The organism is Nocardia sp. NBC_00416, from assembly GCF_036032445.1.
Lineage (GTDB): Bacteria > Actinomycetota > Actinomycetes > Mycobacteriales > Mycobacteriaceae > Nocardia.
Genome location: NZ_CP107932.1, coordinates 4,344,605 through 4,367,576, shown reverse-complemented (window position 1 = coordinate 4,367,576; position 22,972 = coordinate 4,344,605). Strand labels below are relative to the sequence as shown.

The window sequence follows — 22,972 nt, the reverse complement described above, 5'->3', positions numbered from 1 at the left end:
TGCATGTCTGCACCGGGGGTGCGCACCATCACGGTGCGCCATGATGGAACCGAACGAGTCTTCGATTCGAATCAGCAGATCACTCTGGGCCGTGCGCCCGAGGTGACGCTGTTCGTCGACAGCCCGCTGGTCTCGCGGGTTCACGCGATTTTGGCCTGGCAGTCGGGAGCGTGGGTGCTCACCGACAACGGCAGTACCAACGGGGTGTTCGTGGATGCGCGTCGGGTCGGCCGGTCCGTTCCGATCGACCGGCCGACCCAGGTCCGGCTCGGTGACGCGATCAGCGGACCGCTGCTGTGGCTGGTTCCCTCCGGAGTACCGCAGCAACAGCAGCAACCCCCGCGACCGCAGTCGCCGGGACGGCCCTCGCAGCCGGTGCAGCGCCCGGCCCCGCCGCACCACCGGCCGCCGTCGGACCCGCAGCCGCAGGTCCCGCCGCCCGGGCAGCGCGGTGCCACGCCCAGCCGGCCGGTGCCCGTGCAGCACCCGGCTCCGGCGCAGCGTCCGGCGCAGACCGGACAGCCATCGCAGGTCCCCACCGGGCTGCAGCCGCCGGTAGCTCGGCCACAGCCCGCCAATGTGAACATGACCGCGAAGGCGAGCGTGGCCGCCGTACCGCCGGTGCGTCATCGCGCCACCGAGGGGCCGGTCGCCCGCGCCGACCGGGTCCCGCCGGGCGGTCTGACGATCGGGCGCACGTCCGACAACCAGATCGTCGTCAACGATCCGCTGGCCTCCCGCAAGCACGCGCGCCTGGTCGCCGCGCCCGAGGGTCTGGCCCTCGAAGATCTCGGGTCGGCCAACGGCACCTTCGTCAACGGTGTTCGCCAGCAGCGCACCGTGCTGCGTGAACGCGACATCATCACCATCGGCAACATCGACTTCGAGGTCCAGCAGGGCACTCTGGTGCACCGGCAGCGCCCGGTCGCCGAACAGGGGCTGGCCGTGCACGGGGTCGGGTTCACCGTCGAGGGCAACAAACAGCTGCTCGTCGATGTGAACATGCAGGCCGCCCGCGGCACCCTGACCGCGCTGATCGGCCCGTCCGGCGCCGGTAAGTCCACGCTGTCGAGGCTGGTCGCGGGGAGTACGCAGCCGTCGAACGGCGCGGTGACCTTCGAGGGCCGTGACCTGCACGTCGAGTACGAGGCGCTGCGCTCCCGCATCGGCATGGTCCCGCAGGACGATGTGCTGCACCGCCAGCTCACGGTGCGGCAGGCGCTGGGATTCGCCGCGGAGCTGCGGCTGCCCCCCGACTCCTCGAAGTCGGACCGGCAGCAGGTCATCGACGGTGTGCTGCGTGAACTGTCGCTCACCGAACACGCCGACACCCGAGTCGACCGATTGTCGGGCGGTCAGCGCAAACGCGCGTCGGTGGCGCTGGAACTGCTCACCGGGCCGTCGCTGCTGATCCTGGACGAACCCACCTCCGGCCTGGACCCGGCGCTGGACCGGCAGGTCATGGTGATGCTGCGTGAGCTCGCCGACGCGGGCCGCGTGGTCATCGTGGTCACCCACTCGGTGGCCTGCCTGGACATGTGCGACCAGGTGGTCCTGCTCGCCCCCGGCGGCAAAACCGCCTACGCGGGCAACCCGGCGGGTGTCGAGGCCGCGCTGGGCACCAGCGATTGGGCCAAGATCTTCGCCGATGTGGCGGCCAATCCGGACGCCGCGTTCGCGCATTTCCGGTCACGGCAGGCGGCACTGCCGCCGCCGCCCCCGCCCGCGACCCGCACCGGCGGCGGCGGTTCGCCACCGCAGTCGGGAGCCTGGAAACAGTTCTCCACCCTGGCCCGCCGGCAGCTGCGACTCATTCTGGCGGATCGCGGCTACCTCGTGTTCCTGGTGTTGCTGCCGTTCGTGCTCGGCGGGTTGTCGCTGGTGGTGCCCGGCCAGTACGGCTTCTCGTCGCCGCCGCTCACCCAGACCGACGACGGCAGCTTCGTCCGGACCGGCAGCTCCGAACCCCAGCAGCTGCTGGTGGTGTTGCTCCTCGGCGCCTGCTTCATGGGGTCCACCCTCACCGTCCGCGATCTCGTCGGGGAGCGCACCATCTACTTCCGCGAACGCGCGGTCGGACTGCGGTCGGGAGCCTATCTGACGGCGAAGATCGTCGTGTTCAGCGTCGCCGCGCTGCTGCAGTCGGCGGTGATGATCGGTTTCGTGCTGCTCGGCAAGAAACGGCCGGACGAAGGTTCGGTGCTGGCCATCGGCGGCGCCGAACTCTATATCGATATCGCGGCCACCGCCGTGGCCTGCGTGGTTTTCGGGCTGCTGTTGTCGAGCCTGGCCAAATCCAGTGAGCAGGTGATGCCGCTGCTGGTGGTGGCGATCATGGGTCTGCTGGTGATGGCCGGCGGCCTGATCCCGGTGACCGACCGCGTAGTGCTGGAACAGATCTCCTGGCTGTTCCCCTCCCGGTGGGGCTATGCCGCCGCGGCCTCGACGGTGGATATTCGCGCACTGTTCGTCCAGTCGCAACAGGACGGGTTCTGGGAGCACACGCGCGGCGCGTGGTTCCTGGATATCGGCATGGTGGTGGCCATCACAGTGGTGCTCGGGCTGATCACCTGGACCCGTTTGCGGCTCAAGAAGACCGCGAGATGAGACCGCTGACCGGCCCGACGCCGCGCACGCCCCGCTGGTGGGTGGGGGCGGCGAGCGCGTCGACCGCACACCAGGCACACTGATGCCTGTGATGGTGCGAGTAGGGGCGGTACATCTCGGGTGGGATGTGGTGTCCGTCGCCGCGGGCGGATCCGGCGTGCCCATCCGTCCCGTACAAGTCGAGGGAAGCTACAACCCGCCCGCCTATCTGCTGGCCGACGCCTCCGGCCGGCTCTACACCGCCGGTGCGGACCGGCAACGACCCGATCTGGGGATGGCGATCCCGGATGTGCGCGATATCCTCGGGCATCAGCAGATCGTCATCGCCGGCGCCACCTGGCCGGCGGAACTGGTGTTCCGGGCCCGGCTCTACAATCCGCTGGCCTCGATCGGAACCTATCTGCGTGGCAAACCCGATGTGGTGGCCCTGCCCTATCCGGACGATTGGCCCGATCCGAAGATCGACGCCTACGCCCAACTGGTCGAACAACTCGATGTCGAGGTCGAGCCGATCCCGGAATCCATTGCGCTGTCCGGTTATGTGCGCGCCCTGGGCTTGGTCCGCCCGCCCGATCCCGCCCTGCCCGAAGGAATCGGCGCGACCGCGGTCCATTTCGACGGGCAGGTAGTGGAAGGCCGCGCCAATATCCTGGTGGTCGCGGTCCACGGTGACGAGGAGCGTCCCACCGAATCGGTGTACGTGCCGATCGATCCCGAGTCGACGCGTGACCCCAGGGTCGCCGACGACACCGTGATCGAGGTGATGGCCGCGGCCCGCTCGATCGGCGCGGACAATTCGACGGTGCTGCTGGCGGGGCAGGTCGTATTCAACGAAACCCTGCGGTTCGCCTTCCGCAATCATCTGGGACAACGCCTGAAGAAGGCGGAACATCCCATGCACGCGCTGGTTCTCGGTGCCACACATCTGCTGATCAGCGAGAACGAGGACGAGGACGAGGATTCCGAGCCCTACCGGCAGCCCGGGCCCGGTGCGCCGGGCCCGGACCATCCGGCGTCCGGCTCGAACCAGACGGTCGCGAGTCGTCCCCCTGCGCCCGGACCTGGCCCGGCCCAGCCTGCTCCGGCCGGTTCGTATCAGCCGGCGCCGGGCCCGCACCCACCCGCGCCCGGCGCACCCGTTCCGTACCCGGGCGGTCCGGGCCGGACGCCGCCGAACCGGTCCGATCCGAATCCGCCGGGCGGCCCGTATCCGCTGCGTACCGGCCCCGATCGGGCGCAGACCGGCGACGGCCCCATGGCCGGTCCGCGGTCCGGCCGGCCGGACTCGCCGCCGTACCCCTACGGCCCGCTCCCGCCGCCGGAGCAGGGGACCGGCCAGGACCCGGCGGTGCGAGCCGAACGCGGTGAGCTGCCGCCGCCGATCTCCGGCCCGGCCAGCCGTTTCACCCGTGCGCCCGACCCGGAGACCGGTACGCAGGCCGCAGTGCCGCGGGGTGTCGAATTCCCGGGGCCGAACGGGCCGGGTTCCGCCGGCGGCGACTCGCGCTACGGCGCGGAGTCGGAGGGGGACAGGGGCAAGGGCAAACTCTGGACCAAGATGAAGGACAACCTGTTCGGCGCCCACGCCGTTCTGGGGGCGGCCGCACTCGCCTCGTTGGCCTGGGGCGCGGATGCTTCGGGGTTCGCGCAGGCGCACGCCGAGGGCGGCCCGGCGATTTCCGCGAGTGTTTACCGCACCGAGCCGACCGTCGCGGCCGGTTGTGTGCCGATGCCGCGGATCACCGTCGAACCGCACGGCCGGACCGCGGGCGGGACCGACGGCCCGGCCGGGCGCCCGCTGTACGCCCGCGTACCCGTGGGCCCCGGGCCCGGCGACGCCGCGCGGGATGCCGTCCCGGACCGGGGAGCGGAGCACGATCCGGGCGAATGCGCGGAATCCGGTATCGACACCCTGCGCTATCTGGTGCCCGGCGTACCGGGGGTCACCGACCCCGGCCCGCCGCTCGATATCTGAGCAGCGTCCGGCCGGTTTCCGGCTGGCGATACCCGGCTGGTATCGTGACCGGCTGGTGTGCGGAATGCCGAGGCCCGGGTCTCAACCGGCCGCCGGGAGTTCCTCGCCCGCACACCTGGGCCGGCAGCATCGACGACAGACAGGGAAGCACTGTGCCTACGTACAGCCCGAAGGCGGGTGACGTGACCCGGCAGTGGTACGTCATCGACGCCACTGACGTAGTGCTCGGCCGTCTTGCCGTTCACGCAGCGAATCTGCTGCGCGGCAAGCACAAGCCGACCTACGCACCGCATATGGACGGTGGCGATTTCGTCATCATCATCAACGCCGACAAGGTCGCCATCAGCGGCAACAAGCGGCAGAACAAGCTCATCCATCACCACTCCGGACATCCCGGCGGCCTCAAGTCCCGCACTGTCGGTCAGGTGCTGGAAACCCGCCCCGACCGTCTGGTGGAGAAGGCCGTCAAGGGCATGATCCCCAAGAACAAGCTCGGCAGCGCCATCGCCGGCAAGCTGAAGGTGTACGCGGGTCCGACGCACCCGCACGCCGCCCAGCAGCCCGTTCCGTTCGAGATCAAGCAGGTGGCCCAGTGACCGCTCCCGAGGAATTCACCGAATACGACGAGGCGGTCGTCGAAGACGCCGCAGCCGAGGTGCTGGACGAGGGTGTGGTCTACGACGACGACGCCGAATTCGTCGAGTACGCGGCCCCGCTGGATCGCCCGGTGCAGACCGTCGGCCGGCGTAAGGAAGCCGTGGTCCGGGTCCGTCTGGTGCCGGGTACCGGCAATTTCGTGCTGAACGGCCGTTCGATCGAGGATTACTTCCCGAACAAGGTGCACCAGCAGCTGGTCAAGTCCCCGCTGGTCACCGTCGAGCGTGTCGAAGGCTTCGACGTCTACGCCCGCCTGCACGGCGGCGGCCCCTCCGGTCAGGCCGGCGCGCTGCGCCTGGCCATCGCCCGGGCGCTGATCGTGGTCAACGCGGACGACCGTCCGGCGCTCAAGCGCGCCGGGTTCCTCACCCGTGACCCGCGTGCCACCGAGCGCAAGAAGTACGGCCTCAAGAAGGCTCGTAAAGCGCCGCAGTACTCGAAGCGCTGATATCGCCGATGTCGGCTGTCCGCCCGCCGCGCGCGGGTGGACGGGCCGGTGTCGGTTCCGAGAGCAGGCGACCGGCCGGAGTCCGGTCGCCTGCTCTCGTGCTATATGTACCGCGGTGTTCGTCGGCCGGCCGCTCCGAGGGCAGTTCCGGCAGGGGTCGTCGCGCGCTGTGGACTCACTGACGAGGGGCAAGGTATGGGACATCTGTTCGGCACCGACGGCGTGCGCGGGCTCGCCAACGATTCGTTGAGCCCCGAACTGGCGCTACGGGTTGCCGGGGCGGCGGCGCAGGTACTGGGCGTGGACACCCGCTCGGGCCGCCGCAAGATAGCGGTGGTGGGCCGCGATCCGCGTGCCAGCGGGGAGATGCTCGAGGCCGCGGTGACCGCCGGCCTGACCGCCGCGGGAATGGATGTGTTGCCGGTCGGAGTGCTGCCGACACCGGCGGTCGCCTATCTGACGGACCTGTACGACGCCAGCCTGGGCGTGATGATCTCCGCCTCGCACAATCCCATGCCCGACAACGGGATCAAGATATTCGCGGCCGGTGGGCACAAACTCGAGGACGCGATCGAGGAACGTATCGAGGCGCGGGTCGCCTCCGGCGAGTTCACCCGGCCCACCGGCGCGGGAATCGGGCGCGTGCTCGGCGCTTCCGGAACGCGCCGTCCCGGTGCGGACCTGCCCGACCAGTTCAGTGTCGGCGGAACCCACGAACGCTATATCGAACATCTGGTGGAGGTCACCGGCCGCGACCTCGGCGGGCTGACCGTCGTGGTGGACTGCGCGCACGGCGCGGCCTCCGAGGTCGGACCGGCCGCCTACCGGGAGGCCGGTGCGCGGGTGATCGCGATCAATGCCGATCCGGACGGGCTCAATATCAACGCCGGCGTGGGATCCACCCATATCGACCAGGTACAGCAGGCGGTCCGCGAACACGGCGCCGACCTGGGCTTGGCCCACGACGGTGACGCCGATCGCTGCCTGGCGGTGGACGCCGCCGGCGATATCGTGGACGGTGACGCCATCATGGCCGTCTTGGCGCTCGGCATGCACGAAGCCGGCACGCTGCTCGAGGACACACTGGTCGCCACCGTGATGAGCAACCTGGGCCTGCATCTGGCGATGCGCGCGGCCGGGATCACGGTGCGCACCACCGGCGTCGGCGACCGCTACGTCCTGGAGGAGTTGCGCAGCGGCGGATACACGCTGGGTGGGGAACAGTCCGGTCATGTGGTCTTCCCGCGCTACGGAACCACCGGCGACGGTATCCTCACCGGTCTGCAGTTGATGGCCCGGCTGGCGGAGACCGGGAAACCGCTGTCCGAATTGGCGAGCGTGGTCCAGAAGGTGCCGCAGGTCCTGGTGAATGTCCCGGTCTCGGATAAGACCGCGGTCACCTCCGATCCGGGAATTCTGGAGGCGGTGCGCGCGGCCGAGGGGCTGCTCGGCGACACCGGCCGGATCCTGTTGCGCCCCAGCGGAACCGAACAGCTGGTCCGGGTGATGGTGGAAGCCGCCGATCACGAGCGGGCCGAACAGCTCGCCGACGATCTGGCGAAGCTGGTCGCCGCGATCTGACCGGTGCCCGGCTCAGGGATCCACCCTGAGCCGGGCGCGGTGGAATTCAGGGTGCGGGTCGGTAGCGCTACCGATGCGGACGACCGCTCCCGGTACGGATAGTGGACGGTGTAGACCCCGCTATCGAAAGGACCGCCATGACCGCCCCCGCACGCCGTTTCACCCGTTCCACCACCGATAAGTGGATCGGCGGAGTCTGCGGCGGTATCGCCGAGTACTTCGGCTGGAGCTCCGGAATCGTCCGGCTGCTGTTCGTCGTGTCCTGTGTGCTGCCCGGGCCGCAGTTCCTGATCTATCTGGCGCTGTGGTTGGTCGTGCCGAAACACTGAGCCGGGCGCGGCCGGGTGCACCCGGCCGGAACCTCTTGCGCCCCAAGGCCACCACCAGCCCCGTTCCCCGTCCGGAACGGGGCTGCGCTGTACCGTCGGGGATGGAAAGATGGACGGGAATCGATGCCGTCCGTCGGCCGTAGTGGAGAAAAGCAGGGGCGTGAGCGGGCGGTCCGCTCGGGCGGATGGAACCGGAGACCACGCGGACGCGTCGAACGGGTAGGAGAAGAGCGCCGCAGGGCCGATCGGGGGTCACCCGGGCGGGGCGGACAGACGGAGGGGAGACCCATGAGCACGGGTGATCAGTCGGTCGGGATGCAGCCCGACGCGCTGGCGAAGATGGGCGCCGACTTCTGCACCAGTGCGGGGGTCATCAAGAGTCAGGCCACGAAAGTCGCCGACAACATCATCGGAAAAGCTCACGTAGGCGCTGCCTATGAGAGCGAAGGCGTGAAGTTCGAGTCGGGGCTCCGGGAAGTGGAGTCGTGGCTCAACGATTGGTCCGAGGCGACGGATCTCACGGGCCAGGCCATCGGCCGAGATGTCGTCTCCATTTCCAATGTGGACAAGGAGAACTCCGGCGAGACACAGAAGGCGGCGAGCTGAATCCGATGGCTGATGACGTGGGACAGTGCGTCGGATATCCTCCGATCGGCGAGAACTGGACCGTATCTCAAATTCTCGACGAAGGCTCGAGGTCTCTGCGCTATTTCGAGAAGTTCGAGGTCCGCTATCTGCGATGGGTTTCCAATCCGCCCGCAAATATTCTCAGCTACAAAGATCTGCACACCCTGTTCTATGCACAGAACGGACTCGACGAGCAGCGGTTCCGGGATCTGGCGGGTGCGCTGGCCGATGTATTGAGCAATGTGGACGCCCAGCACAGCACCTTGAACCAATATGCGCAGAACCTGCCGTCGATATGGTCGGGCCAGGGCGCGGCCAACGCCGCGGATATGATAGCGACACAGCTGTCCCTGTCGTCCGGCGACATCGAGGCTGTGCGAAATATCCACGAGCAGTTCGACAAAGCTCCCGGCGCCCTCCGCAAGGCCGTCAAAGGCAAAGCCGAGATGGTGCAGGTAATTCTGGAAGACGTGTACCAGATCACGTACGACAAGAAATCTCCGGAAGACGTAGATTCCATAATCTCGGCCGCGCAGGGAATTGGATGGAGTACGAATTCCGACGATCATCTGCTGGGGAAGATCCAGAAGATTTTTCCGGATCTGCCCGGTCCGGGCGAATACATTCCATATTCCACCCCGTGGTCCGGCACCGACGATATCGAAGATCATTGTCGTGATTGGCTCGACAAGTTCAAAGACCACTACGAATCCAAGGTGACCCAATTCGCTCACACCTGTACGGAGGTGAACGACGGGGTCAGAACGCAATACGGCATGCTCATCGATCTCCTGGGCAAGCTGTCGGAGACCCCGTACCCGTGCCCGCAGAGCGTGCAGCAGACCCCGAGCACGCCCGGGGGCGACACCCCGACAACCCAGACACCGGCCGGAACGCCCTCGGGTACACCCACCGGTACGGGTACTCCCAGCACCACCGAGGATCCGGGAACCAAGACGAGCGACCCCGGAACCACCGAGAGCGACGACGACAATCCGTTGTCGGCATTGACGGATCTGGGTACACAACTCGCCTCGTCGGGCCTCGGTACTCAGCTGGCTTCCGGGTTGAGCGAGCTGGTCGGCTCGGCGACCGAACAGGTCTCGAGCACTCTGGAACAGTTGCGCGAGCAAGCCGAACAAGAAGTCGACCTCGACGGTGACGGGCAACCGGACGAGGACAAGGACGGAGACGGCCAACCGGACGACCCCGCTGAATCCGCCGACGGCGATCCTGCCGATAAGGCGGAAGAGGCCGGCAAGGACGCCGGGATCGAACTGAACGGAAAAGAGTACAAGCTCGAGCTGGGACCGGACGGTCACCTGCAACTGGTGGTGACCGGTGAGAGCGGTGAGCCGCAGAACTACAAGGTCGAGATCGGTCCGGACGGAAAACCCGCCATCGTCGCCGAAGAACCCGCAGGGGAGCAAGACCCGGGAACCGGCGCTCCGAGCCCGGAGAACTCGAGTCAATCGCCCGGCGCGCCCGGGGTGCCCACCGGGAAGAAAACCGAAGACGGCGAACATCAGCCGCAGGACTATCCAGCACCGGCGGAAGACGACCCGGTCCCACCGGAGGATGTCACCGCTGGGCCGGAAGAGGATGTCACCGCCGCACCGCACGAGGGTGCGCAGACTCCGCCACCCGCCGCGCCGGTCGACACCGGTGCACAGCTGGCCGAGGCAGGTCCGCTGTGATCCGACGGCCCGCCGGTATCCGAGGAGGATCGACGCAATGAGTTTCCGGGATATCGATGAAATCGCCGACGAGGTCTATCGCCGGAGCGCGGCCCGTATCGATGAGTTGCGCGCTGCGAATCAGCGGGTCGCCGCAGAGAATCGGGCATTGATCGAACAATCGGCTGAGCGAATTCGGCAGACCCTGCAGCACGCCGAAGCGGGCAAAAAAGAAGCCGGGCAGGACCACCCGGCGGACCGGCACGGACCGTGGGGAGATCGCGTGGAGCAGTTCGGTATGCCGCAGCCGGACCGGTCGCGTTCGGCTGAGCTGCGGCAACAAGACGAACAACGGGAAGCGATCGCACGTGCGGCCGCCGCCCGCCAGGATCGGACCGTCGTGACCCCCATCGACGACGACGGTGACGACGAAGCCGAGTACTACCGGCGCAAGAGCTGGCTGGTCTGAGCGGTACCGGTTCTCTCGGCTCGGTCGAGTCTCTACTTGCGTAGTGTCCGGACCAATTTGCCCACCGCCGCCGGGTCCGGTGTCGCCGCGGCCGTGCGAGTCGCTTCCCGTTCCAGCAGGGCGGCGGGTGGGTCGATGGCGTGGGTGTGCTTGATCGAGGTTTCCGGGTCGGCGAACGGCGCGTAGGTTTTGTCGCCCAGCAGCGTGTGCAGCAGGAATCCGGTCAGCAGAGCCCGGGTGGCCCGGGAGGTTTTGGGTTCGTGCTTGCCCGCGCCCAGCGCGGACAGCAGTCGGCGACCCTCGGCGAGTCCGTTGTGGCCCGCACCGTCGAGGGTGCGCAGGATCACCGGGCCGGCCCAAGCGGCGGCCAGGGGGACCGCGTCGGAGTTCATCGAGTCGATATCGCTCACCCCGGCCAGGATCAGCGCCGGGGCTGCGATGTCGCCGGCCACCGATTCCGCGGCGGGCGCGGTGGGAGCGGGGAACAGCGGGGCCACGGCGGCGACCCGGCGCTGGGCGGCGGCGAGTACGGCTGCCCCCGCGCCCATCCCGTGGCCGGCCAGCGCCAGGCGTTCGGGATGCACGGTGAGTGTGCCGTCGCCCAGCCGGACCCCGGTGCAGATATCGAGGGTGGTGAGCAGGTCGGTGGCCAGGTTCAGGTGGGAGGGGAGCGGGCCGCGTTCGGTATCCGGCGCGGCGGCCACGATCCCCCACGACGCGAGGTGTTCGAGCAGCGTCCGGTAGTTACCGGCGTTGCCGAGCCAGCCGTGCCCGAACGCGACCGCGGGTAGGTCCCGGCCGGTCTCCGGCGTGTACACCACCCCGGGCTGCCCCGCGATGGCAAGATTCCCGCGGAGCACCCGATGCGGGCCGCGGCTGGTCAGAGTGCTCAGAAGTGATTTCACAGACGCCGACACGACGTGAACGTTAGCCGATAAGTAGGCTGGGGAGCCATGTGCGGAATCGTGGGGTACGTCGGGTACCGGGACGCGTTGGGCGTCGTCGTCGCTGCCTTGCGCCGCATGGAGTACCGAGGTTACGACTCCGCGGGCGTGGCGATTCTCGACGGTGCCGGTGGCGCCGCGATCGAACGGCGCGCCGGGCAGCTCGCCAATCTCGAAGAAGCATTGGGTTCCGCGGCCGCGGCCGCGTTCGTCGGCACCACGGGAATGGGGCACACCCGCTGGGCCACCCACGGCGCCCCCACCGACCGCAACGCCCATCCGCACCAGGACGTGAGCGGCAAGATCGCGGTTGTGCACAACGGCATCATCGAGAACTTCGCTCAGCTGCGCGGCGAGTTGGAGAACGCCGGGGTGGAACTGCGCAGCGAGACCGACACCGAGGTCGCCGTGCACCTGGTCGCCCGGGCCTACGCCGAGGGGCCGACCGCGGGTGATTTCGAGGCCAGCACGCTCTCGGTGCTGCGCCGGCTCGAGGGCGCGTTCACGCTGGTGTTCACCCATGCCGATCATCCGGGCACGATCGTCGCCGCGCGTCACTCGACACCGCTGGTCGTGGGTGTGGGCGAGAACGAGATGTTCATCGCCTCCGATGTCACCGCGTTCATCGAGCACACCCGTGAAGCCGTGGAGCTGGGCGAAGGGCAGGCGGTCGTCATCACCGCCGACGGATACCGGGTCACCGATTTCGACGGTTCCACCGAGGGCGTGAGTTCCCGCCCGTTCACCATCGACTGGGATCTGGCGGCCGCTGAGAAGGGCGGCCATGACTATTTCATGCTCAAGGAGATCGAGGAGCAGCCGACCGCGGTCGGCGATACGCTCATCGGCCACTTCGATCAGAGTCCGAGCCGGGCCGGTCGGATCGTGCTGGACGAGCAGCGTCTGTCCGATCAGGAACTCCGCGATGTGGAGAAGGTTTTCGTGGTGGCCTGCGGTAGCGCCTACCACTCCGGACTGGTCGCCAAGTACGCCATCGAGCATTGGACCCGGCTTCCCGTGGAAGTGGAGCTGGCCAGCGAGTTCCGTTACCGGGATCCGGTGCTGGACCGCTCGACCCTGGTGGTGGCGGTCTCCCAGTCCGGTGAGACGGCCGACACCCTCGAAGCGGTTCGGCACGCGAAGAGCCAGAAGGCCCGCGTGCTCGCGGTCTGCAATACCAACGGCGCGCAGATCCCGCGCGAATCCGACGCGGTGCTCTACACCCGGGCCGGGCCGGAGATCGGCGTGGCCTCCACCAAGGCATTCCTCGCTCAGGTGACGGCGAACCTGCTGGTCGGCCTGGCGTTGGCGCAGGCGCGCGGCACCAAATACCCCGACGAGGTGGCCCGCGAGTTCGCTGAACTGGAAGCGATGCCGAAGCTGGTGGAGCGGGTGCTGGAGACGGCGCCGCAGGTGCGGGCGATCGCGCGGGAGCTGGCGCGGGAGCGGACCATCCTGTTCCTCGGCCGGCACGTCGGGTATCCGGTGGCACTCGAGGGTGCGCTCAAACTCAAGGAACTGGCGTACATGCACGCGGAGGGATTCGCCGCGGGTGAGCTCAAGCACGGTCCGATCGCGCTGATCGAGGACGGTTTGCCGGTGATCGTGGTCATGCCGTCGCCGAAGGGTCGCGGGGTACTGCACGCCAAACTGCTCAGCAACATCCGGGAGATCCAGGCGCGGGGTGCGCGCACGATCGTGATCGCCGAGGAAGGCGATGATCTGGTGCGCCCGTTCGCCGACGATCTGATCGAGATCCCGACCGCGCCGACGCTCTATCAGCCGTTGTTGTCCACCGTTCCGCTGCAGGTCTTCGCCGCCGAGGTGGCGCAGGCACGCGGCTACGACGTGGACAAGCCGCGGAACCTGGCCAAATCGGTCACGGTGGAGTGAACAGGCGTGACCGGGAGATCGGTCACGCCTATTTTTCGACGGTGATCGTTCCGCGCATATCCGGGTGGATCGGGCATAGGTACCGGTATTCACCGGGCGCGGTGAAGGTGTGACTCCAATCGCCCACTTCGAACAACGGGCTGTTGATGCTCATCGCTTTGTCGCCGATGCCCTGTACGCCGTGCGGGAGGTCGCCGTCGAAATGCCAGGACACGGTGTCGCCGGCGGAGATTGTGATATCGGCAGGGGAGAACCGGTCGTCCTCGACCTGGACGGTGACCGCGGCATCGGGGTGTTGATGCGGATTCTTCTCGGACGCATCGGTTTTCGCCGCCTCGCCGGGTGACCCGTCCGAACCGCAACCGGACAGCAGCGCCGCGGCGAGGACCAATCCGACAGCTGGGAGGACTACGGCGCGGTGAGGTCTGGGCATGAAGGCCAAGCGTAGTCTGCTGACATCGCTGCCCGTCCAACTGCGGAGGTGTGTGTCCGGTGACTGTGCCGCGCGGCTATTACACCGCCGACGAAGTGCGCTCGGCCGAGGCCGAGCTGTTCACGAGAGTTCCCGACGGAATGCCCATGCGCCGGGCCGCCTACGGGCTGGCCGGGGTGGTCACGGCCGAACTCCGGGATCGCGCGGGCGCGGTCGCGGGCCGGTCGGTGGTCCTGCTCGTGGGCTCGGGGGACAACGGTGGCGACGCGCTCTGGGCGGGGTCGATGCTGCGTCGACGAGGTGTGGCGGTGACCGCGGTCCTGTTGAATTCGGAGCGGGCGCACGCGGCGGGGCTGGCGGCGCTGCGCCACGCCGGGGGGCGGGTGTGCCTGGATCCGGTTGCGGCAGTGGCGGAATCGGCCGGCGCGGATCTGGTAATCGACGGAATCGTCGGCATATCCGGTCGCGGACCGTTGCGCCCGGCCGCGGCGGGAATCGTTGCCGGACTGGATGTTCCGATCATCGCGGCCGATCTGCCCAGCGGGGTCGATCCGGATACCGGCGCGGTGTCCGGGCCGGCGGTCCGGGCCGCGGTCACCGTTTCGTTCGGGGCGTTGAAACCGGTGCACGCGCTGGCCGCCCCCTGGTGCGGCCGGATAGAGCTGATCCCCATCGGTTTACGGCTGCCGGAGCCGCGGCTGGCCGCGTTGGATCCCGCCGCGGTGGGTGCGGGCTGGCCGGTTCCGGGGGCCGCGGACGACAAGTACACGCAGGGTGTCACCGGTATCCGCGCCGGGAGCGCGACCTACCCGGGTGCGGCAGTGCTCTGTACCGGGGCGGCGGTCGCCGCGACCTCGGGAATGGTGCGCTACGCGGGCACCGCCGTCGCGGCCGTTCTCGCCCGGTATCCCGAAGTGATCGCGGTATCGGCCCTGGCGGACGCCGGCCGTGTCCAGTCCTGGGTCTTCGGTCCGGGTTCCGGTACCGATCGCGCCGCCCGCGACGACCTCGCCGAGATCCTGGCCACCGACCTACCGGTGGTAGTCGATGCCGACGGTCTCACCCTGCTGGCGAGCGAACCCGGGCTGGTCCGCGGCCGCCGGGCCGCCACCGTGCTCACCCCGCACGCCGGGGAGTTCGCTCGGCTCACCGGTCGGGAACCAGGACCCGACCGTGTCGCCGCCGTCCGTGCACTCGCCGACGCGTGGCAGGTCACCGTCCTTCTGAAGGGGCGGGCGACCTTGGTCGCCGAACCAGGGGGCCGGGTGCTGGTCAACGAGGCCGGCGGGTCCTGGGCGGCGACCGCCGGAGCCGGTGACGTGCTGTCCGGGGTGCTCGGCGCGCTGCTGGCGAGCGGCCGGGAACCCGCCTGGGCCGCGGCCGCGGCCGCCCGGGCACATGCCACGGCGGCCGAGCTGGCGGCGTACGACGCGGGCGGGGGTGGGCGTGGCGCGGCCCCGATTTCAGCGACCCCGCTGTTGCGCCACCTGCCGCGAGCCATCGCTGCCCTCCGTTCGCTACCGGCTTGAACCGGCCCGCATTGCTGTTGGCGACGCAAGGCCTCCTGCCCGGGGCTGCCGTCGGTGTACGACTACCCCGGGTGCCCTGCCCCGCGGGCACCTGATCAGGTGTCGGGCCGACACCGGTACGGATGGGTCCGGGCGGTTGCTACTCCCCAGATGCAGGTAGCCGTTCACCGGTTCTGTCCGAGGAGATGGCAGTATCGGCAGATGTGAACGGGCAAGTGGAGACGGTCGTCGATCTGGACGCCATCGCGCACAACGTGGGTGTTCTGCGTGCGCACGCCGGCGACGCCGCGGTGATGGTGGTGGTCAAGGCCGACGGTTACAACCACGGCGCGGTCGAGGTCGCGCGGGCTGCGCTGGCCGCGGGCGCCGCGGAACTGGGCGTCACCACGATCGCGGAGGCGGTCGCGTTGCGCGAGGCCGGGATCACGGCTCCGATCCTGTCCTGGCTCAATGCGTATGACGCCGATTACGCCGCGGCCATCGCCGCCGATATCGAGATCGCGATCTCTTCCCCGGAACAGCTGGACGCGGTCGCCGTGGCCGCACACGAACTGGGGCGCCCGGCCATCGTCTCGCTCAAGGTCGACACCGGGTTGAACCGCAACGGTGTCGGTCCGCACATCTATCCCGTGGTGTTGGCCACACTGCGCAAACTCGTCGACGAGGAAGTGGTGCGGTTCCGGGCCATTTTCTCCCACCTCGCCCACGCCGACCAGCCCTATCATCCGTTGATCGATGTGCAACGCGACCGATTCCTCGACGCTATCGCCGCCGCGAAGGAGCACGGCCTGGAACCGGAGCTGGTACATCTGGCGAATTCCGCGGCCACACTCACCCGGCCGGATCTGGCTTTCGACATGGTCCGCCCGGGAATCGCGGTCTACGGTCTGACCCCGGTGCCGGATATCGGGGAATTCGGGCTGCGGCCCGCCATGACCTTCCAGGCCGAGGTCGCCCTGGTCAAACATGTCGTCGCGGGCGAGGGCGTGTCCTACGGACACGAGTGGGTCGCTCCGGCCGACACCACCGTCGCGCTGATCCCCGCGGGCTACGCCGACGGTGTCTTCCGCACCCTCGGCGGACGTATCGATGTGTGGGTGGGTGGCCGGCGGCGGCCGAACCGCGGCCGGGTGTGCATGGATCAGCTGGTCGTCGATCTGGGCGATAACGCCGACGGGGTCGCCGAGGGCGATACCGCGATCCTGTTCGGATCCGGCAGTCGCGGGGAGCCCCGCGCCCAGGAGTGGGCCGATCTGCTCGGCACGATCCACTACGAAGTGGTGTGCGCGCCTCGTGGCCGGGTACACCGGCGGTATCGAGGGGGTACGAGATGAGACCACGAACAACCCTGTTACGCGGTGGGCTGGCCACCGCCGGGGTGGTAGGAGCGATGGCCGGGGTGCACGCGCTGCGCCGGGCCGGTGCGAAAGTGCTGTGGCCCCCCGTCCGCGACGAGTACCGGGACGAGAATTTCGCACTGGTCGACCTCGACCGCGCCGGGGAAGTGATCGCCGACGACGGGGTGTGCCTGGCCACCCGCGAATGGGGCTCGGGCGACGCCGACGCGACAGTGGTTTTCGTGCACGGTTTCTGCAACAGCATGGAGTCGTTTCATTTCCAGCGCCGCCATCTGGCGCAGCGCTGGGGTTCCCGATTGCGGCTGGTGCTCTTCGATCAGCGTGGGCACGGTCGTTCGGGCACACCGGAAACCGACAGCTGCACGGTGTCGCAGCTGGGCCGGGATCTGCTCACGGTGATCGACGCCCGGGCGCCGCGCGGACCGTTGATCCTGGTCGGGCATTCGCTGGGCGGGATGGCGGTCCTCGCCGCGGCCGCGCACGCGGGCGGTCTGTTCACCCAGCGGGTACGCGGGGTGGCGCTGCTGTCCACGGCCGCCGCGGAAGTCACCTCCGCGGGGATCGGACAGTTGCTGCGCAATCCCGCGATCGACGGTTTCCGGCTGGCCGTGCACACCGCGCCCGCGCTGGTACAGGCGGGGCGGGTCACCGCGCGCCATGTCATCACGCCGATCCTGCACGTGAGTTCGTTTCACGGACCGGTGAGTGCGACGCTGTCCCGGTTCACCACCATGATGATCGATCGCACCCCGGTCGAAACCGTCGTGAAATTCCTGAAGGCCATCGAATTGCACGACGAGGCCGCGGCATTGCCGGTGCTGCGGGATATTCCGGCGCTGGTTCTGGGTGGTACCCGGGATCTGGTCATTCCGTTCCGAAATTCTCGGGTGCTGGCGCGCGAATTGGGCGATTGCGAACTGGTCCGGCTGACCGACGCCGCGCATATGCCGCAGCTGCAGTACCCGGATGAGACAAATGCCGCACTCGATCGGCTGCTGCTGCGAGCCGGGGTGGTCGGCGCGGACGATCGCCGGGAGGCCGCCGGTGGCTGAGGGCGGCGAACGCCGGCTGCCGACCGTCACCGATACCGAGGAGCTGGGCCGAGAGCTGGCCCTCGGGTTGCGGGCCGGCGATCTGGTCGTGCTCGACGGGCCGCTGGGCGCCGGTAAGACGGCGTTGACCCGTGGTATCGCCGCGGGCCTCGGGGTCGAGGGCCGGGTGAGTTCGCCCACCTTCGTGATCGCTCGCCGGCATCGGGCGGGCCGGCGGGCCGCTGGTCCGGCGGTGCCGCTGGTCCATGTCGACGCCTACCGGCTCGGCGGCAGTCTGGACGAACTCGACGCCCTCGACCTGGACACCGAACTCGACGACGCGGTCGTCGTGGTGGAGTGGGGCAGCGGAGTCGCGGAGCGACTGACCGGTCGGCATCTACTGGTGCGAATGTCGCGTGCGCCGGAATCCGAAGTGCGCACGGCTTCTTGGGAGTGGGTGGACTCCGGCGCGGCCCGATAGGGGCACGCGGATCGGCAACCGGGCTGCTGGGACGCCGTGCGCCACCACCGTGTGGGACGGGTCACCCGGTATCGTTGACCAGATCATGCTTGCACTTGCTGTCGACACCGCGACGCCCGCAGTCACGGCGGGGCTCGTCGAACTGGAGCAGGCGGCCGTCGGCGCGAACACCTCGGACGCTGTTCGCCCGCGCACCCTGGCCGCCCGGGTAGTCGTCGATGCCCGCGCCCATGCCGAGGCGCTCACTCCGCTGATCCTGGAATGTCTATCCGAAGCCGGGGTGTCGCGCGCCGATATCGCGGTGGTCGTCACCGGTATCGGGCCGGGTCCGTTCACCGGCTTGCGGGTCGGTATGGCGACCGCCGCCGCATTCGGTGACGCGCTGGGGATCCCGGTACACGGTGTCTGCAGCCTGGACGCGATCGCCGCCGACTGCGCGCCCGAACTCGGCCCGGACGACGAACTACTGGTGGTCACCGACGCCCGGCGTCGTGAGGTGTACGCCGCGCGCTACCGTGACCACGGTCTACGCCGGGTCACCGGACCCGAGGTCAGCAAACCCGGCGATCTGTCGGCGGCGGGCGCGAGCACGATCGCCGGATCCGCAGCGCACACCGCGTTGTTCGCGCTACCCGCGCTGAGTGTGCAGACCCCGACACCCGCCGGTCTGGTGCGCGTGGCGGCACCCGCACTGCTATCCGGTGTATCCCCCGAACCGCTGGTCCCGCTGTATTTGCGCCGCCCCGACGCGGTCGAACGCAGCTACCGCACTCTCGACCGGATGGGAGCGTGACAATGGGAATTCGCATCGAACCCATGGAGCTGACCGATATCGCGGACTGCGTGGAACTGGAACAACTACTGTTCCCGGAAGACGATCCGTGGCAGGCCGTATCGTTCCGATCGGAAATCTCCGCCGGATACAACCGGTATATCACCGCCCGCGACGACGCCGGGAACATGGTGGGTTACGCGGGGATCGCGCTGCTCGGTGACGCCGAGCACCCGGAGGCCGAGGTGCACACCATCGGCGTGGACCCGACCTGTCATCGCGCCGGAATCGGCACGCTGCTGCTCGAGGCACTGCTCGCCGAGGCCGGGCGCCGCGGCGGGCCGGTCTTCCTCGAGGTGCGCACAGATAACGCCGCCGCGATCGCCATGTACGCCAAGCACGGCTTCCACATCATCGGCCTGCGCAAGAACTACTACCACCCCAGCGGCGCCGACGCATACACGATGCGCCGCCCCGCGCTCGACGATGTCCCGGTGGATTTCGGCGCCCGCACCCCGGACGAGGTGCTGTCGTGATCGTCATGGGAATCGAGAGCTCCTGCGACGAAACCGGGGTCGGTATCGTGCGCCGCCACCCGGACGGCAGCTGCGAACTGCTGGCCGACGAAGTCGCCTCGAGTGTGGCCGAGCACGCGCGGTTCGGCGGAGTGGTCCCCGAGATCGCCTCACGCGCTCATCTGGAGGCGATCGTCCCGGCCATGCGGCGGGCCCTGTCGACCGCCGGGATCACCGCGCCGGACGCGCTGGCGGTGACGATCGGCCCCGGCCTCGCCGGGGCGCTGCTGGTGGGCGTCGCCGCCGCGAAAGCCTATGCGGCTGCCTGGGATATCCCGTTCTACGCACTGAACCATCTCGGCGGGCACGTCGCGGTGGACACCCTCGAGCACGGTCCGATGCCGCCCAGCGTCGCGCTGCTGGTCTCCGGTGGACACACCCATCTACTGCAAGTGCGCGACCTGTCGGAGCCGCTGATCGAACTGGGCAGCACGGTCGACGACGCCGCGGGTGAGGCATTCGACAAGGTCGCCCGGCTACTGGGGCTCGGCTACCCCGGTGGCCCCGCTCTCGACGCGGCCGCGGTCACAGGTGATCCGGCGGCCATCGCCTTCCCCCGGGGCATGACAGGCCCGCGCGACCCGCGCTACGACTTCTCCTTCTCGGGACTGAAAACCGCGGTGGCGCGATACGTGGAAGGGCAAGCCCGCGCGGGCGTGGAGCCCGCGCAGCTACCGATCCCCGATATCGCCGCCTCTTTCCAGGAAGCGGTCGCCGACGTGCTCACCATGAAAGCGGTCCGTGCCTGCCAGGACGTGGGTGTGGACACCCTGGTGCTGGGCGGCGGCGCAACCGCGAACACCCGGATCCGTTCGCTGGCCGAACAACGATGCGCCGCAGCCGGACTGACCCTGCGTATTCCGAAGCCTCGGCTGTGCACCGACAACGGTGTGATGATCGCGGCCCTGGGAGCGCACGTGATCGGTGGCGGCGCGGCACCGTCGCCGTTGTCGGTGGCATCGGATCCGGGATTGCCGGTATCGGTCAGCCAGGTGGGCTGAATTGTTTGCGCCGCCTGCGGCGGGGCGGGTCGGGGCCCTTGTCAACCCCGGTTCTTCACTCCCGGCGGTCGGTCGCTGCGCTCCCTTCCTCTGGTCGCTCCAGAACCGGGGCGGGCCCCGACCACCGCAGTCGACCATCCGGTAGGGAAGTCGCGACGCGGGCCTGAAGCTCGGCGGTTGCGATGCGGTCCTTCGCTCTGTTGCTGCAGAACCAAGGCAGGCCCTGATTGTTGGATTGCGCCGCCCGCGGCGCCGCGGGTCGAGGCCCTCGTGACCCCGGGTCTTCACTCCAGTGCTCCAGGACCGGGGCGGGCCCGACCGCAGTAGTCGACCATTCGGCGGGAGAGTCGCGGCGCAGGTCTGAATCTCGGCGGCTCGGGCCTTCACCTCGGCCGGTCAGCAGCTGTGCTGCTTTGCTCTGTCGCTGCAGAACCGGGGCGGGCCCGGACCACGGGATGCTCCATTCGGAGAAGATGCGGGTGAGGGTCGGGACGCCCTTACTGCTGGTTCTTCACTCCAGCTGGCTGCTCCGGACCCGAGAGGGGCCTCGAACAACGGGTGGCAAACGCCCGGAAGACGGGCGACCAGCACGTGCGTACTCATACGCTGCGCCGCGTGCCGATAATGCGGTCGGTTCGCGGTGGTTATCCCGCCGACCCGGTTCCGGGTAGCCGTGGTGGGGGTGGTGGCGGAACCTGCAGTGTCGTCTGGGTCTTCTGCGAGCCGGTCGCGGGCGGAACGTCGGAGGTCGACGGCTGGTCGGGCGGGAGTTCTTCCGATGACGACGGCGGTGCCAGCGCACCCGGCCCGAGTCCTTCCGGGAACGGGATGTGCGGGAGGTTGGGGTCCGGGCGCAGGGTCGGCTGGGACGATTCCGGAACCGACGGTGCGGTGCTCGTGGACGGCGACGGTACGTCCGAGGTTGTGGGCGCGTCGTTCGTGGAGGGGTATTCGCCCGTGGTGGGGTCCACCGCCAGCGGGGGCTCCTCGGTCGCCGTGGTCGGCTCACCGGCGTCGTCGGGTTCTTCCACGGGCTGCTGGGGGATCTCGGCGGTGGTGGTGATGGGCGCGACGCTCGTGGTCGGTGCCGTTGTGGTGGTGGGCGGCAGTTGGGCGCTGCTGGTCGTACCGGCGGGGGACACCTCTTCGTCGGAACTGGGGGCCATGGTGTTCACCCCGTATCCGACGATCAGTCCGACCACCACGATCGCACCGGCCACCGTGCCGAACGCTTTCAGCAGGGTGTTGCCGGACTTGTCCGGGGTCAGCGCGCCGATCGGCGCCGTGGATCGGGCGGTATCGGCCAGGAGGGCGGCGCCCTTCGCGATCACCGCGTCCGGGTCCGGCACGGTCACGACCGGGAGATCCAGTTCGGTGCGCAGTATTTCCAGCACGGCCGGTATATTCGCGCCGCCGCCGATCACCACCACCGCTTCCGGGGCCCGTTCGGCCATGCCGAAGGTCATCGAGGCGAAGCGGGTGAGTTCCCGCATCAGCCCGGCGGTGAGCACCTCGAAATCGGGGCGGGTGAGTTTCAGCGGCCGGCCCGCGATGTGGTCGATGGTGACGGCCGGGGTGACCGACAGATGTTCCTTGGCGGTGCGGGCCCGGTTCACCAGCACGCTCCTGTTGGGCCGGGTGCCGCGCCGGGCGTAGTGCTGATCGACCAGATGCCGGTACAGCAGATCGTCGATCGCGCGTCCGCTGACCGTCGTGCTGCGGGCGGTGTGCAGCACCGCCCCGTCGGCCGGGTCGGCTACCGAAACGGTGCAGCCCGAGGCGCCGAGATCCACCACGGCCACCGTCCCGTAGCGGTCCAGCAAACCGGTATCCCGCAGGAAGGTGAGCGCCGCCGTGGTTTCCGGAACCAGTTGGGGTTCGCGTTGTTTTCCGGTGGCCATCCGGATGGCCTGCGCCTGTTCCTTGCTGCGGTAGGCCACCGCGACGCCGGTGGGTGGACGGTCGGCTATCACGTCGAGCCCGGAAGTCGGCGGGGCGGCGGGGATATGGGTGCCGAAGATCGCCTCGTGGGAAGAGCTGGCGGGGAGTTGGGTGGTCATCAACTCGATGGAGGAGGCGACGAGATCGCCCAGATCGGAATGCGCGTCCGCGGAGACGACCCGATAGTCGAAGGTTCGCGCGCCGTTGGCCGCCGTGGTGACCAGCGCGGAGCACACCACTTCGTTCCCGGCCGAAATGCCGAGCGATGTGCGCATACTCTCTTCACCTCCCTTCGAGTGGACCCGGCGATCGAGCCGGAATACTGGCCCCGGACATGCCGAAAGTTGTTCGCGAAACTGCCGTCTTCTGCGGTGAACGGTGGTTTCGCGAACAACCATCACACATGGTGTCACGATCTGTTATCCGAACGTTACAGAGTCGGAGAATTATTGGGAAGCCCTCTTTCCTCTGGTCTACCCGGCATGCGGGCTCCTAACCCGTGGACCTGGAAGCACGTTCGGTGGCGTCTTGGTGACAGCAAGATCGATTCGGGCGCGCTCGGCATCGTTATCGGCAGTGCCCGCCCTTGAGCGCTGGCACTCTCATGTATAGAGTGCTAGTCGGCACCGATCGTTGCCCGGTGCC

General features: G+C 68.7%; 20 protein-coding genes. 17 read left to right on the top strand and 3 right to left on the bottom strand.

All coding sequences use genetic code 11. The annotated features are described in order from the left end of the window. Positions 1–3 precede the first annotated feature (3 nt). The 9 genes from OG804_RS18720 to OG804_RS18680 all read left to right on the top strand — a co-directional run bounded on the left by OG804_RS18720 (position 4) and on the right by OG804_RS18680 (position 10,369). Complete coding sequence (locus OG804_RS18720; protein WP_328388245.1) at positions 4–2,607, top strand: FHA domain-containing protein; 2,604 nt, start codon at positions 4–6, stop codon at positions 2,605–2,607. 88 nt (positions 2,608–2,695) lie between these two features. Continuing rightward, positions 2,696–4,582 (top strand): hypothetical protein, encoded by a 1,887-nt coding sequence (locus tag OG804_RS18715; RefSeq protein ID WP_328388243.1) that lies wholly within the window; start codon positions 2,696–2,698, stop codon positions 4,580–4,582. Between the two features lie 152 nt (positions 4,583–4,734). After that, positions 4,735–5,178, top strand: a complete 444-nt coding sequence (rplM, locus tag OG804_RS18710) for a 50S ribosomal protein L13 (protein WP_328388241.1) — start codon at positions 4,735–4,737, stop codon at positions 5,176–5,178. Then, positions 5,175–5,687: a 30S ribosomal protein S9 gene (rpsI, locus tag OG804_RS18705; protein ID WP_442941570.1), complete on the top strand. Its 513-nt coding sequence runs from the start codon at positions 5,175–5,177 to the stop codon at positions 5,685–5,687. Before rplM ends, rpsI begins: the two co-directional genes overlap by 4 nt. A gap of 195 nt (positions 5,688–5,882) precedes the next feature. Continuing rightward, positions 5,883–7,268, top strand: a complete 1,386-nt coding sequence (gene glmM, locus OG804_RS18700) for a phosphoglucosamine mutase (RefSeq protein ID WP_328388239.1) — start codon at positions 5,883–5,885, stop codon at positions 7,266–7,268. A gap of 137 nt (positions 7,269–7,405) precedes the next feature. Next, a complete protein-coding gene (locus OG804_RS18695) occupies positions 7,406–7,597 on the top strand; it encodes a PspC domain-containing protein (protein WP_328388236.1) in 192 nt (63 codons plus the stop codon). Positions 7,598–7,885: 288 nt separating this feature from the next. Beyond that, positions 7,886–8,203 carry a hypothetical protein gene (locus OG804_RS18690; protein ID WP_328388234.1) on the top strand — a complete coding sequence of 106 codons (318 nt, stop codon included), beginning with the start codon at positions 7,886–7,888 and terminating at the stop codon, positions 8,201–8,203. Positions 8,204–8,208: 5 nt separating this feature from the next. Continuing rightward, positions 8,209–9,921 (top strand): hypothetical protein, encoded by a 1,713-nt coding sequence (locus OG804_RS18685; RefSeq protein ID WP_328388232.1) that lies wholly within the window; start codon positions 8,209–8,211, stop codon positions 9,919–9,921. A 37-nt stretch (positions 9,922–9,958) separates the two neighbouring features. Continuing rightward, complete coding sequence (locus OG804_RS18680; protein ID WP_328388230.1) at positions 9,959–10,369, top strand: hypothetical protein; 411 nt, start codon at positions 9,959–9,961, stop codon at positions 10,367–10,369. A 32-nt stretch (positions 10,370–10,401) separates the two neighbouring features. Here OG804_RS18680 and OG804_RS18675 read toward each other — a convergent pair whose 3' ends face one another. After that, positions 10,402–11,286 (bottom strand): alpha/beta hydrolase, encoded by an 885-nt coding sequence (locus OG804_RS18675; protein ID WP_328388228.1) that lies wholly within the window; start codon positions 11,284–11,286, stop codon positions 10,402–10,404. A 36-nt stretch (positions 11,287–11,322) separates the two neighbouring features. On the opposite strand from OG804_RS18675, the gene glmS reads away from it, so the two are divergent. Further along, positions 11,323–13,206: a glutamine--fructose-6-phosphate transaminase (isomerizing) gene (gene glmS, locus OG804_RS18670; RefSeq protein WP_328388226.1), complete on the top strand. Its 1,884-nt coding sequence runs from the start codon at positions 11,323–11,325 to the stop codon at positions 13,204–13,206. A 28-nt stretch (positions 13,207–13,234) separates the two neighbouring features. On the opposite strand, the gene OG804_RS18665 is transcribed toward glmS, so the two are convergent. After that, positions 13,235–13,639 (bottom strand): cupredoxin domain-containing protein, encoded by a 405-nt coding sequence (locus tag OG804_RS18665; RefSeq protein ID WP_328388224.1) that lies wholly within the window; start codon positions 13,637–13,639, stop codon positions 13,235–13,237. Positions 13,640–13,698: 59 nt separating this feature from the next. On the opposite strand from OG804_RS18665, the gene OG804_RS18660 reads away from it, so the two are divergent. The 7 genes from OG804_RS18660 (at position 13,699) to tsaD (ending at position 20,386) form a co-directional block, all read left to right on the top strand. After that, positions 13,699–15,168 carry an NAD(P)H-hydrate dehydratase gene (locus tag OG804_RS18660; RefSeq protein WP_328388222.1) on the top strand — a complete coding sequence of 490 codons (1,470 nt, stop codon included), beginning with the start codon at positions 13,699–13,701 and terminating at the stop codon, positions 15,166–15,168. A 185-nt stretch (positions 15,169–15,353) separates the two neighbouring features. Further along, positions 15,354–16,502, top strand: coding sequence for an alanine racemase (gene alr, locus OG804_RS18655; protein ID WP_328388220.1), 1,149 nt, complete (start codon positions 15,354–15,356; stop codon positions 16,500–16,502). After that, positions 16,499–17,578, top strand: a complete 1,080-nt coding sequence (locus OG804_RS18650) for an alpha/beta fold hydrolase (protein ID WP_328388218.1) — start codon at positions 16,499–16,501, stop codon at positions 17,576–17,578. The genes alr and OG804_RS18650 overlap by 4 nt, the downstream gene beginning before the upstream one ends. Continuing rightward, entirely contained in the window at positions 17,571–18,038 is a 468-nt protein-coding gene (gene tsaE, locus OG804_RS18645; protein ID WP_328388216.1) for a tRNA (adenosine(37)-N6)-threonylcarbamoyltransferase complex ATPase subunit type 1 TsaE, read from the top strand. The genes OG804_RS18650 and tsaE overlap by 8 nt, the downstream gene beginning before the upstream one ends. Before the next feature lie 85 nt (positions 18,039–18,123). Further along, positions 18,124–18,831 (top strand): tRNA (adenosine(37)-N6)-threonylcarbamoyltransferase complex dimerization subunit type 1 TsaB, encoded by a 708-nt coding sequence (gene tsaB, locus OG804_RS18640; RefSeq protein ID WP_328388214.1) that lies wholly within the window; start codon positions 18,124–18,126, stop codon positions 18,829–18,831. A 2-nt stretch (positions 18,832–18,833) separates the two neighbouring features. Beyond that, entirely contained in the window at positions 18,834–19,346 is a 513-nt protein-coding gene (rimI, locus tag OG804_RS18635; RefSeq protein WP_328388212.1) for a ribosomal protein S18-alanine N-acetyltransferase, read from the top strand. Then, entirely contained in the window at positions 19,343–20,386 is a 1,044-nt protein-coding gene (gene tsaD / locus OG804_RS18630) for a tRNA (adenosine(37)-N6)-threonylcarbamoyltransferase complex transferase subunit TsaD (protein ID WP_328388210.1), read from the top strand. Before rimI ends, tsaD begins: the two co-directional genes overlap by 4 nt. Positions 20,387–21,030: 644 nt before the next feature. On the opposite strand, the gene OG804_RS18625 is transcribed toward tsaD, so the two are convergent. Continuing rightward, entirely contained in the window at positions 21,031–22,602 is a 1,572-nt protein-coding gene (locus tag OG804_RS18625) for an Hsp70 family protein (RefSeq protein ID WP_328388208.1), read from the bottom strand. Positions 22,603–22,972 lie beyond the last annotated feature (370 nt).

Excerpts from the sequence above, each read along its gene's own strand:
- glmM (WP_328388239.1), top strand. The coding sequence starts at position 5,883 with ATGGGACATCTGTTCGGCACCGACGGCGTGCGCGGGCTCGCCAACGAT.
- OG804_RS18665 (WP_328388224.1), bottom strand. The coding sequence starts at position 13,639 with ATGCCCAGACCTCACCGCGCCGTAGTCCTCCCAGCTGTCGGATTGGTC.
- tsaB (WP_328388214.1), top strand. The coding sequence starts at position 18,124 with ATGCTTGCACTTGCTGTCGACACCGCGACGCCCGCAGTCACGGCGGGG.
- OG804_RS18680 (WP_328388230.1), top strand. The coding sequence starts at position 9,959 with ATGAGTTTCCGGGATATCGATGAAATCGCCGACGAGGTCTATCGCCGG.
- OG804_RS18625 (WP_328388208.1), bottom strand. The coding sequence starts at position 22,602 with ATGCGCACATCGCTCGGCATTTCGGCCGGGAACGAAGTGGTGTGCTCC.
- alr (WP_328388220.1), top strand. The coding sequence starts at position 15,354 with ATGGCAGTATCGGCAGATGTGAACGGGCAAGTGGAGACGGTCGTCGAT.
- OG804_RS18690 (WP_328388234.1), top strand. The coding sequence starts at position 7,886 with ATGAGCACGGGTGATCAGTCGGTCGGGATGCAGCCCGACGCGCTGGCG.
- OG804_RS18695 (WP_328388236.1), top strand. The coding sequence starts at position 7,406 with ATGACCGCCCCCGCACGCCGTTTCACCCGTTCCACCACCGATAAGTGG.
- OG804_RS18685 (WP_328388232.1), top strand. The coding sequence starts at position 8,209 with ATGGCTGATGACGTGGGACAGTGCGTCGGATATCCTCCGATCGGCGAG.
- rimI (WP_328388212.1), top strand. The coding sequence starts at position 18,834 with ATGGGAATTCGCATCGAACCCATGGAGCTGACCGATATCGCGGACTGC.
- glmS (WP_328388226.1), top strand. The coding sequence starts at position 11,323 with ATGTGCGGAATCGTGGGGTACGTCGGGTACCGGGACGCGTTGGGCGTC.
- OG804_RS18720 (WP_328388245.1), top strand. The coding sequence starts at position 4 with ATGTCTGCACCGGGGGTGCGCACCATCACGGTGCGCCATGATGGAACC.
- OG804_RS18650 (WP_328388218.1), top strand. The coding sequence starts at position 16,499 with ATGAGACCACGAACAACCCTGTTACGCGGTGGGCTGGCCACCGCCGGG.